This is a genomic window from Shinella sp. R2-11, assembly GCF_055330205.1.
In genome coordinates this window covers 434,584-450,008 of the sequence record NZ_JBVAPC010000003.1, presented here as the reverse complement: position 1 = coordinate 450,008, position 15,425 = coordinate 434,584, and the positions used below count along the sequence as shown (strand labels likewise).

Annotated in this window: 15 protein-coding genes; 12 read left to right on the top strand and 3 right to left on the bottom strand. The window is 66.2% G+C overall.

What is annotated here, in order from left to right:
- The first annotated feature begins 34 nt into the window (after positions 1–34).
- From ACZ1A1_RS10485 to cls, 12 genes are all read left to right on the top strand, one after another.
- Positions 35–1,420 (top strand): sigma-54-dependent transcriptional regulator, encoded by a 1,386-nt coding sequence (locus ACZ1A1_RS10485; protein WP_313196384.1) that lies wholly within the window; start codon positions 35–37, stop codon positions 1,418–1,420.
- Positions 1,413–3,446, top strand: a complete 2,034-nt coding sequence (locus ACZ1A1_RS10480; protein WP_463619870.1) for a sensor histidine kinase — start codon at positions 1,413–1,415, stop codon at positions 3,444–3,446. Before ACZ1A1_RS10485 ends, ACZ1A1_RS10480 begins: the two co-directional genes overlap by 8 nt.
- Before the next feature lie 178 nt (positions 3,447–3,624).
- Complete coding sequence (clpB, locus tag ACZ1A1_RS10475) at positions 3,625–6,234, top strand: ATP-dependent chaperone ClpB (protein ID WP_463619869.1); 2,610 nt, start codon at positions 3,625–3,627, stop codon at positions 6,232–6,234.
- 22 nt (positions 6,235–6,256) lie between these two features.
- Positions 6,257–6,511 carry a DUF2171 domain-containing protein gene (locus tag ACZ1A1_RS10470; protein WP_313196387.1) on the top strand — a complete coding sequence of 85 codons (255 nt, stop codon included), beginning with the start codon at positions 6,257–6,259 and terminating at the stop codon, positions 6,509–6,511.
- Positions 6,512–6,570: 59 nt separating this feature from the next.
- A complete protein-coding gene (locus tag ACZ1A1_RS10465) occupies positions 6,571–6,765 on the top strand; it encodes a hypothetical protein (RefSeq protein ID WP_463619868.1) in 195 nt (64 codons plus the stop codon).
- Between the two features lie 52 nt (positions 6,766–6,817).
- On the top strand, positions 6,818–7,870 hold the full coding sequence (locus ACZ1A1_RS10460; protein ID WP_463619867.1) for a Dyp-type peroxidase: 1,053 nt from the start codon (positions 6,818–6,820) through the stop codon (positions 7,868–7,870).
- A complete protein-coding gene (locus ACZ1A1_RS10455; protein ID WP_463619866.1) occupies positions 7,863–8,663 on the top strand; it encodes a family 1 encapsulin nanocompartment shell protein in 801 nt (266 codons plus the stop codon). The genes ACZ1A1_RS10460 and ACZ1A1_RS10455 overlap by 8 nt, the downstream gene beginning before the upstream one ends.
- 20 nt (positions 8,664–8,683) lie before the next feature.
- The gene (locus tag ACZ1A1_RS10450; RefSeq protein WP_463619865.1) at positions 8,684–9,967 is read left to right on the top strand and encodes an NAD(P)/FAD-dependent oxidoreductase; all 1,284 of its coding nucleotides are present in this window, start codon (positions 8,684–8,686) and stop codon (positions 9,965–9,967) included.
- The gene (locus ACZ1A1_RS10445) at positions 9,964–10,173 is read left to right on the top strand and encodes a hypervirulence associated TUDOR domain-containing protein (protein ID WP_313196392.1); all 210 of its coding nucleotides are present in this window, start codon (positions 9,964–9,966) and stop codon (positions 10,171–10,173) included. Before ACZ1A1_RS10450 ends, ACZ1A1_RS10445 begins: the two co-directional genes overlap by 4 nt.
- A 42-nt stretch (positions 10,174–10,215) precedes the next feature.
- On the top strand, positions 10,216–10,815 hold the full coding sequence (locus tag ACZ1A1_RS10440; protein WP_463619864.1) for a Maf family protein: 600 nt from the start codon (positions 10,216–10,218) through the stop codon (positions 10,813–10,815).
- Between the two features lie 35 nt (positions 10,816–10,850).
- Positions 10,851–11,243, top strand: coding sequence for a hypothetical protein (locus ACZ1A1_RS10435; RefSeq protein ID WP_463619862.1), 393 nt, complete (start codon positions 10,851–10,853; stop codon positions 11,241–11,243).
- Positions 11,244–11,295: 52 nt separating this feature from the next.
- A complete protein-coding gene (gene cls / locus ACZ1A1_RS10430) occupies positions 11,296–12,708 on the top strand; it encodes a cardiolipin synthase (RefSeq protein WP_463619861.1) in 1,413 nt (470 codons plus the stop codon).
- A 16-nt stretch (positions 12,709–12,724) separates the two neighbouring features.
- Here cls and ACZ1A1_RS10425 read toward each other — a convergent pair whose 3' ends face one another.
- The 3 genes from ACZ1A1_RS10425 to ACZ1A1_RS10415 form a co-directional block, all read right to left on the bottom strand.
- Positions 12,725–12,868, bottom strand: a complete 144-nt coding sequence (locus tag ACZ1A1_RS10425) for a hypothetical protein (RefSeq protein WP_463619860.1) — start codon at positions 12,866–12,868, stop codon at positions 12,725–12,727.
- Between the two features lie 69 nt (positions 12,869–12,937).
- Positions 12,938–14,452, bottom strand: a complete 1,515-nt coding sequence (locus ACZ1A1_RS10420) for a sugar ABC transporter ATP-binding protein (RefSeq protein WP_463619859.1) — start codon at positions 14,450–14,452, stop codon at positions 12,938–12,940.
- The gene (locus ACZ1A1_RS10415; protein ID WP_463619858.1) at positions 14,449–15,423 is read right to left on the bottom strand and encodes an ABC transporter permease; all 975 of its coding nucleotides are present in this window, start codon (positions 15,421–15,423) and stop codon (positions 14,449–14,451) included. Before ACZ1A1_RS10415 ends, ACZ1A1_RS10420 begins: the two co-directional genes overlap by 4 nt.
- Positions 15,424–15,425: the final 2 nt, after the last annotated feature.

The following is a 15,425-nucleotide window of genomic DNA, read 5'->3' as shown; positions in this document are numbered from 1 at the left end:
CGGATCGTCGTTTGAAACGAAAGGGACAGGGAAGATGGGGCAGAACCGAACCGCGGCTGAGCCGCCGGGCCTTGCGGAATTCGGGCCGTGGCTCGCGCAGGCCGCCATCCTCGTCGTCGATGACGAGCCCGGCATCTGCAATTTCCTGGTCAAGACCCTGCAGCCGCGCTGCCGCGTCATCGAGGTGGCCGGCGACACCGTGCAGGCGTCGCGCAAGCTCGACGAGCAGAATTTCGACGTCGTGATCATGGACAATATCATGCCCGGCCAGACCGGCCTCGAATGGCTGGCCGAGCAGCGCCGGATCGGCTTCTTCGCCGATGTCATCCTGATGACCGCCTATGCCGATCTCGACACGGCCATCGATGCGCTGAGGGCCGGCGTGGTGGATTTCATCCTGAAACCCTTCCGCTCCAACCAGTTGCTCAATGCCATCGCCCGCTGCCTCGACCGCAAGCGGCTGCAGCGCGAGAACGAGGTGCTGCGCCATGAACTGACCTCGCCATCGCACCAGCTCCTCCTGCGCGACAAGCTGCTCGGCAAGTCGAAGCCCATCGAGCACGTCCGCGAGACCATCGCCCGCGTGGCGCCGCTGCCGACCTCCGTTCTTCTCACCGGCCAGTCCGGCACGGGCAAGGAGGTCGCCGCGCGCTCCCTGCACATGCTGTCGGATCGTGCGGACAAGCTGTTCGTGCCGGTCAATTGCGGCGCGATCCCCGCCGACATGATCGAAAGCGAGCTCTTCGGCCACCTGAAGGGCGCGTTCACGGGGGCGAGCCGCAATCGCGAGGGGCTGATGCTGCATGCCGACGGCGGCACGATGTTCCTCGACGAGGTGGGGGATCTTCCCCTGCCGCTGCAGACGAAGCTGCTGCGCGTCCTGGAGGACCGGCGGGTGCGGCCGGTCGGTTCGGAACGCGAGGTACCCTTCGATGCCCGCTTCATCTTCGCCACCAATGCGGATCTTGCAAAGCGGGTGGAGGCGGGCACGTTCCGGGCGGACCTCTATTTCCGCATCAACGTCATCCAGATCCACCTCCCGCCGCTGCGCGACCGCGGGGAGGACGTGCTGGAGCTGGCGGATATGTTCATGCGCGAGATCAGCCAGCAGCTCGGCATGCCGCCGGTTCCCATCGACGAGAAGGCGCAGGCCGCCCTGCTGCGCTATGAGTGGCCCGGCAATGTCCGCGAGCTGCGCAACCTGATCGAGCGGACCGTCATCCTCGGCGGCTTCCCCGACAGCATCGGCCCGATCGCGTCCGACGACGACCGGCCGCGCAGCGAGAACCTTGCGGAGATGGAGCGCCGGCATATCCTCGCCGTGCTGCGCGAGGCGCGCGGCGACCGGGAGGAAGCGGCGCGCCGCCTCGGCATTTCCCGCAAGACCATCGATCGAAAGTATGCAAGCTGGTATGGCTGAGGAAACCGAACAATCCGAATTGTTCCGCCGCTCGGTCCGCTATCGCCTTCTGGTGATCGCGCTCGTCCCGATGCTCGTGGTCCTGCCGGCCCTTCTCGCCATCGGCATTTCCCGCTGGAACGATCGCTTCGACGCGGTGACCATCGCGAAAGTGAACGACGACCTGACCATCGCGCGGCAATATCTTTCCCGCATCCTGGAGAACACGGAAAACAGGCTGGTCGCCATCGGCGAATCCGAGCGCTTCCGCCAGTTGCTCCGCACCGGGGATCAGGCGGGCGTGGCATTCCCGGTCTATCTGGAGGCGACCGCGCAGCGTGGCGGCTTCGATTTTCTGTATGTCGTCGCCGATGACGGGACGATCCTGGTCAGCGACAAGGCGGCCACGCCCGGAGCATTGCGATGGGACTGGCCGGTGGTGGCGTCCGCCCTTGCCGGCCAATCGAAAACCGCCATCGACGTCTTTGCCGGCTCGGAGCTTGCGGCGCTTTCCCCGCAGCTGGCGGAGCGGGCGCGGGTGGAGCTCGTGCCCTTCGTCCGCGACGGGACGCCGGGCGGGCTGGTCGAGACGAGGGGCCTCGTTCTCCAGTCGGCGGCGGCGTTGCTCCTGCCGGACGGCCGGCGGGCGGCGCTGGTCGGCGGGGTCCTGCTCAACCGCAACCTTGCTTTCGTCGATGCGATCAACGACCTCATCTATCACGCGCCCACGCGATCCGACGGCATACAGGGCACGACGACCCTTTTCCTCGGCGATATCCGCATCAGCACGAATGTCCGCCTCTTCGGCGACCGCCGCGCCATCGGCACGCGCGTGTCCGAGGATGTGCGCAGCGCGGTTCTCGACGAGGGCAGGACCTGGCTCGACAGCGCGTTCGTCGTCAACGACTGGTATGTCTCCGCCTACGAGCCGATCGTCGACAGCTTCGGCCGCCGCGTGGGAATGCTCTATGCGGGCTTTATCGAAGCGCCCTTCGCCAGGGCGAAACACGAGACATGGCTGACGGCGGGCACCGCCTTCGCCCTTGCCATCCTGGCCACCATACCGCTCTTCCTGTTCTGGGCGCGCACCATCTTCAAGCCGCTCGAACGCATGAAGCAGACGATCGCGCGCGTCGAGGAGGGGGACCTTGCGGCGCGGACCGGAGCGGTCGAGAACCGCGACGAGATCGGGCTCGTGGCAACGGAGCTGGACAGGCTTCTCGACGCCATCCAGGCGCGCGATGCGGAGCTGCGCCTGTGGAACGAACAGCTCAGCCAGCGGGCGGAGCAGCGCACGCTGGAACTGCACGACACGTCGGCGCGGCTGGAGACGACGACGCGCCAGCTCGTCATGTCGGAAAAGCTCGCCGCCATCGGCGAGATCACGGCGGGCGTCGCCCACGAGATCAACAATCCCATCGCCGTCATGCAGGGCAATCTCGAAATCATCCGCGACATGATGGGGCCGGACGCCGAGGAGGCGAAGACCGAATTCCGCCTGATCGACCAGCAGATGCATCGCATCACCGAGATCGTCACGAAGCTTCTGCAATTCGCAAAGCCGCAGGAATATGCCGGCTTCACGGAGGACTACGCGCCCGCCGACGTGATCGCCGATACCCTGCCGCTGGTGCAGCACCTCCTGAAGAAGACGATGATCACGGTCGAGCGCGAGGATCGCGCGCTGCGCCTGATCCGCATGAACCGGACGGAATTGCAGCAGGTCCTCGTCAATCTCATCGTCAATGCCATCCACGCCATGCCGCGTGGTGGCCGCCTCGGCCTGCGCACGGTCGATGCCGACCGCGACGGGGTCGAGGGTGTCGCGCTCGACGTCAGCGATACCGGCGCGGGCATGGCGCCGGAGGTGATGGCGAAGATCTTCGATCCGTTCTTCACCACGAAATCCCGCGAAGGGACGGGGCTCGGCCTTTCCATCAGCCGGATGCTGCTGTCACAGCAGGGCGGAACGATCGCCGTCGGCAGCAAGCCGGGCGAAGGCACGACCTTCACCGTCTGGCTTCCGGCGACGGAGGATGTCTTCTGAGGAACGATCGGACAGAATGTCCGTCGGCTTTTCGACACCTTGTCCCTCCGGCCCATCCGTCCTCCGCGCAAGCCATTGATTTTGCTGGCCGATGAGCTTGGCATGGACATTGCAAATCCTCTTCCGAGGACGGCGGCCGAAGGGCAGGGCCCGGCCGCCTCATGGGAGAGATGGAGCGATGGACGTCGAGAAATTCACCGATCGCGCGCGCGGTTTCATCCAGTCGGCACAGGGGCTGGCGACGCGTGAGGGAAACCAGCAGTTCACCAGCCTGCATCTGCTCAAGGTGCTGCTGGACGACGAGGAGGGGCTGGTCTCGGGCCTTGTCGAGCGGGCCGGCGGCAGCGCGCGCACCCTTCTCGCGGTGACGGAAGCGGAGCTGGCGAAACTGCCGAAGGTCACGGGCGGTTCCGGTCAGGTCTATCTCGCATCCGAGGCCGCACGGCTTCTGTCCGCGGCGGAAAGGCTCGCGCAGAAGGCCGGCGACAGCTTCGTCACCGTCGAGCGGCTGTTCCAGGCCATGCTGGAGGACAGGGAGAGCGACGCCGGCAAGGTGCTTGCCCGAAGCGGGCTCGACGCGACGCTTCTCGCCGCGGCCATCGACAAGCTGCGCAAGGGCCGCACCGCCGACAGCGCCTCGGCCGAGAACGCCTATGACGCCCTGAAGAAATATGCCCGCGACCTGACGCGCGCCGCCCGCGACGGCAAGCTAGACCCGGTCATCGGCCGCGACGAGGAAATCCGCCGCACCATCCAGGTCCTCTCCCGTCGCACCAAGAACAATCCGGTGCTGATCGGCGAGCCGGGCGTCGGCAAGACCGCCATCGTGGAAGGGCTGGCGCTGCGCATCGTCAACGGCGACGTGCCGGAAAGCCTCAAGGACAAGGCGCTGATGGCGCTCGACATGGGCACGCTGATCGCCGGCGCGAAATATCGCGGCGAGTTCGAGGAGCGGCTGAAGGCCGTGCTGCAGGAGGTCACGACCGCCGCCGGCGGCATCATCCTGTTCATTGACGAGATGCACACGCTGATCGGCGCCGGCAAGACGGACGGTGCGATGGACGCCTCCAACCTCCTGAAGCCGGCGCTGGCGCGTGGCGAGCTGCATTGCGTCGGCGCCACCACGCTCGACGAATACCGCAAGCATGTCGAGAAGGACCCGGCGCTTGCCCGCCGCTTCCAGCCGGTCTTCGTTCCCGAGCCGACGGTGGAGGACACGATCTCCATCCTGCGCGGGCTCAAGGAGAAATACGAGTTGCACCACGGCGTGCGCATCGCCGATTCCGCTCTCGTCGCCGCCGCCACGCTCTCCAACCGCTACATCACCGACCGCTTCCTGCCGGACAAGGCCATTGACCTGATGGACGAGGCGGCGGCGCAGCTGAAGATGCAGGTTGATTCCAAGCCGGACGAGCTGGATTCCCTCGACCGCGAGATCATCCGCGGCAAGATCGAGCAAGAGGCCCTGAAGAAGGAGCATGACGCAGGCTCGAAAAGCCGGCTGAAGGTGCTGGACAAGGATCTGGCGGAGATGGAGCGCCGCTCGGCGGACCTCACCTCGAAATGGCAGGCCGAGAAGGGCAAGCTGTCGGACGCCCAGCGCCTGAGGGGCGAGCTCGAACACCTGCGCACGGAACTCGCCAATGCCCAGCGCAAGGGCGAATTCCAGAAGGCCGGCGAGCTTGCCTACAGCACCATCCCGGAACTGGAGCGGAAGCTTGCGGCTATCGAGGAAAACGAACATTTCTCAGCCGGCGAGACGGTGACGGCGGACAATATCGCCGCGGTCGTCTCGCGCTGGACCGGCGTTCCCGTCGACCGGATGCTGGAGGGCGAGAAGGAAAAGCTGCTGCATATGGAGGAGACGCTGCGCAGGCGCGTCGTCGGCCAGGCACAGGCCGTGCGGGCCGTCTCCACCGCCGTGCGCCGCTCGCGCGCCGGCCTGCAGGATCCCAACCGGCCGATCGGCTCCTTCATGTTCCTCGGCCCGACCGGCGTCGGCAAGACCGAGCTTGCCAAGGCGCTTGCCGCCTTCCTCTTCGTCGACGACACGGCGATGCTGCGCATCGACATGTCGGAATTCATGGAAAAGCACTCCGTCGCGCGGCTGATCGGCGCGCCGCCCGGCTATGTCGGCTATGACGAGGGCGGCGTGCTGACGGAGGCCGTGCGCCGCCGGCCCTATCAGGTGATCCTCTTCGACGAGATCGAGAAGGCCCATCCTGACACGTTCAACATCCTGCTCCAGGTGCTGGACGATGGCCGGCTGACGGACGGGCAGGGGCGGACGGTGGATTTCCGCAACACGCTCATCATCATGACCTCCAATATCGGCGCGGAATTCCTCGTCAACCAGCCGGAGGGCGAGAAGACCGGCGCGGTGCGCGAGGAGGTCATGACGATGGTGCGGGCGCATTTCCGGCCGGAATTCCTCAACCGCATCGATGCGGTCATCCTGTTCCACCGCCTGCAGAAGAGCGACATGGGCAAGATTGTCGACATCCAGTTCGCGCGTCTCGCCCGCATGCTGGAGGAACGGAAGATCGCGATCACGCTCGATGACGCTGGCCGCGACTGGCTGGCGGAAAAGGGCTGGGACCCGGCCTACGGCGCCCGCCCTTTGAAACGCGCGATCCAGCGCTATGTACAGGATCCGCTGGCGGAAATGATCCTTGCGGGGGACGTGCGCGACGGAACGGACGTTCGCGTCTCGGCCGCCGATGGGGACATTACCTTCAACGGCAGGAAACCCGAATTCGTCGACGAAGACGATTTCGACATGGTCTGAACATCAGAAAGGGAGAAATGGCATGAGCGACAAGGTCAGGGAAAATATGGAAGTGATCGGCGCCGACGGCGTGCATGTCGGCACGGTCGACCGCGTGGAAGGCAACCGCATCAAGCTGAAGAAGAGTGACAGCTTCGGCCATCACGAGGGCCATCACCACTATATCGAGATGGGCTTCGTGGCCGGCGTCGAGGGCGACAAGGTGCGCCTGTCGGCCAATGCCGATATCGCCGTGACGCTGGAAGAGGAAAAGTCCGGCCGTCCGGTCAACCTCTGACCAGCTCCGGGGCGGCTTTCCTCCGGCCGCCCCGTTTTCTCCAGCGCAGGGTGCCTCCAATGGAAAACTACGATCTCTATCTCAACCCGCAGAAGCCGGCGATCGGGCTTTACGTGCGTGCCGGCGCGGGCCTTCCCGATATCGCCGATGCGAAGGACTGGATTTTCGATGGCACGGCGGAAAAAGACTCGCTACCTTCCGAGGTGGTGAAAGCCCTCGAGGCGAACGGACACGCCTTCCGCGACATGGATTGAGCCGGCATCCTGCCGGCTTCCCGCCTTCCAGCCCTTGCCGAATGGATCATGCATGGATGCAGTTCTTCCTTCCGTCGTCCCGCAGCCGGTCGCGGCGCGGCTGACACGCGCAGCCATCTTTCTCGTCGTGACACTGGAGCCCGGCAGCGCGGCCGAAACCGCCGTGCGCAAGCTCTGCGCCGATCTTTCCGGCCTCCTGCGCGCCGTCGGCTTCCGCGATCTTGAAGGCGGGCTATCCTGCGTGCTCGGCGTCGGCTCGGATGCCTGGGACCGGCTCTTCGGTGCGCCGCGCCCGAAGGACCTGCATCCCTTCCGCGAAATCCGCGGCAAGCATCATGCGGTGGCCACGCCCGGCGACCTGCTCTTCCATATCCGCGCCACGCGCATGGACCTCTGCTTCGAGCTTGCAACCCACATCATGAGCCGGCTGGCGGGTTTCGTCGCCACCGAGGACGAGGTGCACGGCTTCAGCTATTTCGACGACCGGGATCTCATCGGCTTCGTCGACGGCACGGAAAACCCCGTCGACGGCGCGGCCGTCGCGGCGACGATCATCGGCGACGAGGACGCGGATTTTGCCGGCGGCAGCTATGTCATCGTGCAGAAATACCTGCATGACCTGCCCGGCTGGAATCGCGTTCCGGTCGCCGAGCAGGAGCGGATCATCGGCCGCGAAAAGCTCTCCGACATCGAGCTCGACGACGCGGCCAAGCCGAGCTACGCACACAACGTCCTCACCTCCATCGAGGAGAACGGCGAGCCGCTGGAGATCCTGCGCGACAACATGCCTTTCGGCGATGTCGGCAAGGGGGAGTTCGGCACCTATTTCATCGGCTATGCCCGCTCGCCGCACCGCATCGAGCGCATGCTGGAAAACATGTTCATCGGCCTGCCGCCGGGCAATTACGACCGGCTGCTGGATTTCAGCCGCGCCGTCACCGGCTCCCTGTTCTTCATTCCCTCCGCTTCGTTCCTCGACGCGGTGACGCCCGATGCCGCGCCGGCCGCCCCCGCGGCCGCGACGCCCGCGGCGGCGGATCCGCCCCCGCGCCGCGACGGCTCGCTCGGCATAGGCTCTCTGAAAAAAGGGGTTTCCCATGAATAACTTGCACCGCGAACTTGCACCTATTTCCGAAGCCGCCTGGGCCGAGATCGAGGAAGAGGCGGCGCGCACGCTGAAGCGTCACCTCGCCGGCCGGCGTGTCGTCGACATGGTCGGCCCGTCGGGGCTCGGTCTTTCGGCGGTCGGCACGGGCCATGTCCTGCCCATCGCGCCGCCGGACGAAGGCATCCAGTCCCTCCGGCGCGAGGTGAAGGCCCTGGTGGAGCTTCGCGTGCCCTTCCAGCTTTCGCGCAGCGCCATCGATGATGTGGAGCGCGGCGCGCTCGACAGCGACTGGTCGCCCGTCAAGGAGGCCATGCGCAAGATCGCATTTGCCGAGGACCGCGCGGTGTTCGACGGCTACGCCGCCGCCAATATCGAAGGGATTCGCGCGGCCGCGAGCAATCCGGCCGTGCCGCTGCCGCCGGGCGTGAAGCGCTATTCGGATGCCGTGGCGCGGGCGGTCGGCGAACTCCGGCTTGCCGGCGTGGAAGGCCCCTATGCGCTGGTGCTCGGCGCCGATGCCTATATGGCGGCAAGCGGCGGCAGCGACGACGGTTACCCGGTCTTCCATCATATCGAGCGGGTGGTGGACGGCGGTATCATCTGGGCGCCGGCCATCGAGGGCGGTCTCGTTCTGTCGCTGCGCGGCGGCGATTTCGAGCTGACTGTCGGCGAGGATTTCTCCATCGGCTACCTCGCCCATTCCGCCACGACCGTCGATCTCTACGTGCAGGAGAGCTTCACCTTCCGCACGCTGACGACGGAAGCGGCCGTGGCGCTTTCTGCGGAGTAGGAAAACGGCTGGAGGCCGGTATGACGGAGAAAAGCGAGCATCACGTCGTCATCGTCGGCGGCGGTTTCGGCGGACTGGAGGCGGCGCGGCATCTGGCGGCCGGCCCGTTCCGCATCACGGTGCTCGACCGGCGCAACCATCACCTGTTCCAGCCCTTGCTCTACCAGGCCGCAACGGCCTCGCTCGCGCTTTCGGAGATCGCCTGGCCGATCCGCGCGCTCCTCAGCCGCCACAAGAATGCGACGACCCTGCTCGGCGCGGTCGGCGGTGTGGATGCGGCGGGAAAGTCCGTGCTGCTGGAGGACGGGCGGCGGGTCGCCTACGATACGCTGATCCTCGCCACCGGCGCGCGCCATGCCTATTTCGGCCATGACGAATGGGAGCCCCATGCGCCGGGGTTGAAGACGCTGGAGGATGCGACGACGATCCGCCGGCGCATCCTTTCTGCCTTCGAGCGGGCGGAATGGCTGACGGATGCCGACGAGCGGCGGCGCCTCCTGACCTTCGCGATCATCGGCGCGGGGCCGACCGGCGTGGAGCTTGCCGGCACCATCGCGGAACTCGCCCATGAGACGCTGCGGCGCGATTTCCGCAATATCGACACGCGCGAGGCGCGGGTGGTGCTCGTCGAGGCCGGCCCCCGCATCCTTGCGGCCTTCACCGAGGATCTTTCGGCCTATGCCGAGCGGGCGCTCGCCCGGCTCGGCGTCGAGGTGCGCACCGGCCACGCGGTCTCGCAATGCAGCGCGGAGGGCATCGAACTCGGCGGCGAATTCCTGCCCGCCGCGACCATCCTCTGGGCGGCGGGCGTCGCCGCCTCGCCGGCGGCCGAGTGGCTGGGCGTGCCGGCAGACCGAGCAGGACGGGTCATCGTGGCGCCCGATCTTTCCGTGCCGGGCTTTGCGGATATCTTCGCGATCGGCGATACCGCGCATGTCTCCATGGGAGAGGGAAGGACCGTGCCGGGCATCGCGCCCGCCGCCAAGCAGGAAGGGCGCTATGTCGCCGGCATGATCCGCGCCCGCATCGAAGGAAAGCCGGCACCAGGTCCGTTCGCCTATCGCAACGACGGCAATCTCGCGACCATCGGCAAGCGGGCCGCCATCGTCGACCTCGGCTGGATCAAGCTCAAGGGCCGGCTTGCCTGGTGGACCTGGGGGATCGCCCATGTCTACTTCCTGATCGGCCTGCGCAACCGGCTCACTGTCGCGCTGAGCTGGCTGTGGATCTATTCCACCGGGCAGCGCAGCGCCCGCCTGATCACCGGCGCGAATGCCGAAAATCCGGAAGGGAGATCGCAATGAGCAAGCGTTTTTCCGTCGGCGATCACGTCGCCTGGAATTCGGAGGCCGGCCGCGTGTCGGGCACTATCATCGCCGTCCACACCAGCGACTTCGACTACAAGGGCCATACCCACCGCGCGTCGCCCGACGATCCGCAATACGAGATCAAGAGCGACAAGACCGACCACATCGCCGCCCACAAGGGCAGCGCGCTCGACCACGCGTGACTGCCGGCGGACCGGCAGGAGCCTCAAAACGGGAGATATGCAATGAACGAGCCCATTTTCCTTGCATCGGAGAATCCCCTGGCCCGGCGGCTGCTCGGCAATGCCGGCATCGCCGTCGACGTCATGGCCGCCGATCTCGATGACCGCGCCCTGGAAGAGCCGCTCGAAGAGACGGGCGCTTCCCCCGAGGACGTCGCCCTTGTTCTCGCCGAAGCGAAGGCGACGGAGGTGAGCGGGCGGCAGCCCGGCCAGCTCTTCCTCGGCTGCGAGCAGGTCTGGTCGCTGGGCGACGAGATCCTGCATCTGCCGGCCGACATGGAGGAGGCCCGGCGCCGCCTTCTTCTCCTTTCCGGCAGGACGCACACCATCAATGTCGCTGTCGTGCTGGCCCGCGACGGGATGGTCCTCTGGCGCAGGAGCGATGTCGCGAGCATCACCCTGCTGAAGCTCGACCCGGGATTCATCGGCGGCTACATGGCCGGGATCGGCCCGGACGGCCTGCAGACCGCGAACCTCTGCCGGATCGACGGAGAGGGAATCCAGCTCGTCGAGAAGATCGAAGGCGACAGCTTCACCGCGGCCGGCGTCCCGATGCTTCCCCTGCTGGCGGAACTGCGCCGGATCGGCGCCGTCGATTCTTGAAGGCGGCGCGCCAAAGCAATTGGAGGGAAAATCCCATGACCGTCGTCACGACCGAAAAACTGAGCAGCGACATGCGGGCCTCGGCCGGCACGTTGGGTGAAGGCACCGGGTTCGTTCCCCAGTCCCGCGACCAGCCCTTGAGCGCCACCGACCTGCTCTTCTATCTCGACGACACGACGATGCCCATGGCCGATTTCCTCAAGGAAAACGGCCTGTTCGTCGATGGTGAGGGCCTGCATTTCGACCCGGCCCGGTTCGCGACGATCCGCGCCGCCGCGGAGACGGTGATCCGCGACTATCAGGCCGGCGACCGCGCCGACGCGTGGAAGCGCTTCGATCTCTCCGAGGATGAGGATGTCGAGGGCAACGGGACCTATCTCCTCGTCGTGCTCGCCGTGCTCGACCGCCTTTACGGCTCCGCCGCATGACGGTCGGCATCGGCGAAGGGGATGCGACGGCTGGAGGGACGCTTTGATCTTCGTGGCCTTGCATATCCTCGTCGTCGGTCTTGCCGCCGCCCATATTCTTCTGCGCCCGCACCGCCAGCCGGAATCGCGGGCGGCGTGGCTCCTTCTCGTCATGGCGCTGCCCTATGCCGGGGCGCTCGCCTATCTCTTCCTCGGGCAGACGAATGTCGGGCGACGAAGGGTGGAGCGGCTGAGGGCCGCCTTCCACGGCCTTCCGCATCCGCAGGAGGCAGCGGGCTGGCCGGCCGCGCCGCCGGCGGCGGATGCGAGCGAGGCGATGTTCGCCGTCGGGCGGTCGATCAGCGCCTATGTCCCCGTCGGCGGCAACAGCGCCCGGCTGATGGAGGATTCCGACGCCGCCATCGATGCGATGGTCGCGGATATCGATGCGGCGACGGATCATGTCCATCTCCTGTTCTACATCTGGCTTGCCGACCGCAACGGCACGAAGGTCGCCGAGGCGGTGCAGCGCGCGGCGCGGCGTGGTGTCGCCTGCCGGGCGCTCGTCGACGATCTCGGCTCGCGCGATCTCGTGCGCGGGCCGCTCTGGCGGGACATGGCGGCGGCGGGCGTGGAGGCTCGCCGGGCGCTGTTGATCGGCAATCCGCTTCTGCGTGCGCTCACCGGCCGCATCGACCTGCGCAACCACCGCAAGATCGCCGTCATCGACAACCGCATCACCTATTGCGGCAGCCAGAACTGCGCGGACCCCGCATTCCTGCCCAAGGCGAAGTTCGCGCCCTGGGTCGATGTGCTGATGCGTTTCGAGGGGCCGGTCGTGCGGCAGAACCAGCATCTTTTCGCCAGCGACTGGACGGGCAATGGCGGCGGCGATATCGGCGATCTCCTGCGCCGGCCGATTGAAGCGGCGGGGCCCGGTTTCACGGCCCAGGTCGTCGCCACGGGGCCGACCTTCCGCAATTCCGCCATGCCGGAAATGTTCGAGACGCTCATCTATGCGGCGAAGCGCTCGCTCTTCATCACGACACCCTATTATGTGCCGGATGCGGCCATGCAGGCGGCGCTCTGCGCCTGTGCCAACCGGGGCGTCGACACCACCATCGTCTTTCCGGCGCGCAACGACGATTTCGCCGTCGCGGCCGCCAGCCGCAGCTATTATCCCGACCTTCTTCGCGCCGGCGTGAAGATCTTCGAATACGAGGCGGGGCTGCTGCATGCCAAGACGCTGACCATGGACGGGCAGATCACGCTGATCGGCTCGGCCAACATGGACCGGCGCAGCTTCGACCTCAACTACGAGAACAACATCCTCGTCGAGAGCGCGGACCTGACCGCCAGCCTGCGCGCCCGGCAGGAAAGCTATCTCGCGCAAAGCCGCCGGATTCTGCCGGAAGAGGTCGAGGCCTGGACCGTCTGGCGGCGGATTTGGAACAATATCCTCGTGATATTCGGGCCGGTCCTTTGAACATCATGGAAATGTTCTAACGCAGCCAATCCAGCGTCGGCCCATAGGCCATGATAAACCCGGCGCAGATTATGATGACGTAGAGGACGATCTCCGGAACGAGGCCTACCTTCCTGCGCAGGATCCGGTGAAGCGCGCCGATGAACGCCCGGACCGTCATGGGACGCTCCGGCTCGGTCGGGAAAACGGAAGGGCGCGCATTTCGATCAAAAGCTTCTCCTCGCGGCCGTCAGGCCGACGCCGCCTTCTTTTCAGCGATGCCGGATATCGCCTGCACGAGCTTGTCCTCCGTCACCTCCTCGGCGGTGAATTCGCGCATCAGGCGTCCGTGGTACATGCCGATCACGCGGTCGGAGACCTTCAGCACTTCCGGCATTTCCGAGGAGATGACGATGATGGCGTAGCCCGAGCGGGCAAGCTCGCGGATGAGGTCGTGGATCTCGGCCTTGGAGCCGATGTCGATGCCGCGCGTCGGCTCGTCGAGGATCAGCAATTTCGGCTGGGTGGCGAGCCACTTGCCGATGACGATCTTCTGCTGGTTGCCGCCCGAAAGATTCCCGACGACCTGGCGCCAGCCCGGCGTCTTGATCCTAAGGCGCTCGCGGTATTTCTCGAAGACCGCCGCCTCGCGGCTGCCCGAGAGGAATGGGCCGTTCGCCATGGCGTCGATGGTCGCGAGGGTGATGTTGTCGCGGCAGTTCAGTTCCAGGACGAGGCCCTGCTCCTTGCGGCTTTCCGGCACGAGGGAGATGCCGAGCGAGATGGCGTGCGCGGGCGAGGCGATCGAGACGGGCTCGCCGCGGAAGCGGATCGTGCCGGCGGTCGGCGCGCGCAGGCCGAAGAGGGTTTCGGCGATCTCGCTGCGGCCGGCGCCGATGAGGCCGTAGAAGCCGACGACCTCGCCCGCATGCACCGCGAAGGAAACGTCCTGGAAGAGCCTGCCGCAGGAAAGGCCGCGGACGTCGAGCACGGCCTCGCCGGGCGTGCTCGCCTCGATCCTGCGGGTAAGGTCCAGGCTGCGGCCGATCATCAGTCGGGTGACCTCGTCCTCGTTCGTCTCGGCGGTTGCCAGCGTGCCGCTATGCTTGCCGTCGCGCAGCACGGTGATGCGGTCGGAAAGGGTGAATATCTCGTCCATGCGGTGCGAGATGTAGATGATGGCGGCGCCTCCGGCTTTCAGGTCGCGAATGATGTCGAACAGCACGATCTTCTCGGCATCGGTCAGCGAGGCGGTCGGTTCGTCGAAGATGACGACGCGCGCCGTCGTGGTGAGCACGCGGGCGATCTCGACCATCTGCTGGTTGGCGATGGAAAGGTCGCCGACGCGGGTCTCCGGCGTAAAGCCGCATTTCAGCCGTTTCAGGATGTCGCCGACGCGCGCATAGAGCGTCTTCCAGTCGACACGGCCGAGGGAGCGGCGGGGCAGGTCGCCGAGATAGATGTTCTCGGCGACGCTGAGCTCCTTGACGAGGCTGAGCTCCTGATGGATCAGCACGACGCCCAGCGCCTTGGCCTCGAGCGGCGTGCGCATGACGACGCGCGCGCCGTCGAGGGTGATCTCGCCCTCGTCCGGCTGGTACATGCCGGCGAGGATCTTCATCAGCGTCGACTTGCCGGCGCCGTTCTCGCCTAGTAGAGCATGCACTTCGCCCGGATGGATATCGAGCGAGACGTCGTCGATGGCGCGCACGCCGGGGAAGGACTTTCCGATATGGGAAAGGGTGAGTGTGGGCCGGTCGGTCACAGGCGATACCCCTCTTGTCCCTTGCGGTTGAGCTGGCGATCGAGGAACAGCACGGCGATCAGGATGACGCCGAGGATGACGAGCACGTAGAAGGCCGGCACCTGCATGAGGTTCATGCCGTTTCGCAGGATGCCGATGGCCAGCACGCCGCCGAGCGTGCCGACGATGTTGCCGGCCCCGCCCGTCAGCTTCGTGCCGCCGAGCACCACGGCGGTGATGACCCAGAGCTCGTAGTCCTGGCCGAGCGTCGGCGTCGAGGCGCCCATCTGGCTTGCCAGCGTCATGCCGGCAAGGGCGGCGAGGAAGCCGAGGATGATGAAGTTGACCATCATGTGCGGGCCGATGCGGATGCCGGCATTGACGGCGGCCTGGCGATTGCCGCCGACGGCATAGGTGTTGCGACCATGGACGGTTTGCGAGAGCAGCCAGTGGACGAGGAGGGCGCAAACGAGGAAGACGACGGCGAGCGTCGGCAAGGGGCCGATATTGCTGGAGCCGAAATCCGAGAAGGCGAAGTTCGCCGCGTAGAAGGACTGTTCCTTCGTGTAGACGAAGACGAGGCCGCGGATGCCGAGCATTGCGCCGAGCGTGACGATGAAGGCGTCGACGCCGGTCCACCAGACGATAAGGCCGTTGAGCGCGCCGAGCGCCACGCCGGCAAGAAGGGCCGCCGCGACGGCGGGAACGAGCTGCCAGTCGCCCCAGCCCGCGAAGATCTCCCAGCCCTGGATATCCACGACGAGGCTTGCCGAAAGCGCCACGATGCCGCCGACGCTGAGATCGATATTGCCGTTGATCATCACCAGCGTCATGCCGAGCGCGATGAGGCCGATCGTCGACGTCTGGACGAGGATGTTCTCGAAATTCTGGAGATCGAAGAAGAACGGGTTCGCCAGGCTGAAGAAGACGAAGATCAGCAGGATGAAGCCCCAGATCGGATTGCGCGAAAGCCAGCGGAGGGTTCGGTTCATGG

Coding starts and splice junctions, on each gene's coding strand:
- ACZ1A1_RS10485 (WP_313196384.1), top strand. CDS start 35: ATGGGGCAGAACCGAACCGCGGCTGAGCCGCCGGGCCTTGCGGAATTC.
- ACZ1A1_RS10480 (WP_463619870.1), top strand. CDS start 1,413: ATGGCTGAGGAAACCGAACAATCCGAATTGTTCCGCCGCTCGGTCCGC.
- clpB (WP_463619869.1), top strand. CDS start 3,625: ATGGACGTCGAGAAATTCACCGATCGCGCGCGCGGTTTCATCCAGTCG.
- ACZ1A1_RS10470 (WP_313196387.1), top strand. CDS start 6,257: ATGAGCGACAAGGTCAGGGAAAATATGGAAGTGATCGGCGCCGACGGC.
- ACZ1A1_RS10465 (WP_463619868.1), top strand. CDS start 6,571: ATGGAAAACTACGATCTCTATCTCAACCCGCAGAAGCCGGCGATCGGG.
- ACZ1A1_RS10460 (WP_463619867.1), top strand. CDS start 6,818: ATGGATGCAGTTCTTCCTTCCGTCGTCCCGCAGCCGGTCGCGGCGCGG.
- ACZ1A1_RS10455 (WP_463619866.1), top strand. CDS start 7,863: ATGAATAACTTGCACCGCGAACTTGCACCTATTTCCGAAGCCGCCTGG.
- ACZ1A1_RS10450 (WP_463619865.1), top strand. CDS start 8,684: ATGACGGAGAAAAGCGAGCATCACGTCGTCATCGTCGGCGGCGGTTTC.
- ACZ1A1_RS10445 (WP_313196392.1), top strand. CDS start 9,964: ATGAGCAAGCGTTTTTCCGTCGGCGATCACGTCGCCTGGAATTCGGAG.
- ACZ1A1_RS10440 (WP_463619864.1), top strand. CDS start 10,216: ATGAACGAGCCCATTTTCCTTGCATCGGAGAATCCCCTGGCCCGGCGG.
- ACZ1A1_RS10435 (WP_463619862.1), top strand. CDS start 10,851: ATGACCGTCGTCACGACCGAAAAACTGAGCAGCGACATGCGGGCCTCG.
- ACZ1A1_RS10425 (WP_463619860.1), bottom strand. CDS start 12,868: ATGACGGTCCGGGCGTTCATCGGCGCGCTTCACCGGATCCTGCGCAGG.
- ACZ1A1_RS10415 (WP_463619858.1), bottom strand. CDS start 15,423: ATGAACCGAACCCTCCGCTGGCTTTCGCGCAATCCGATCTGGGGCTTC.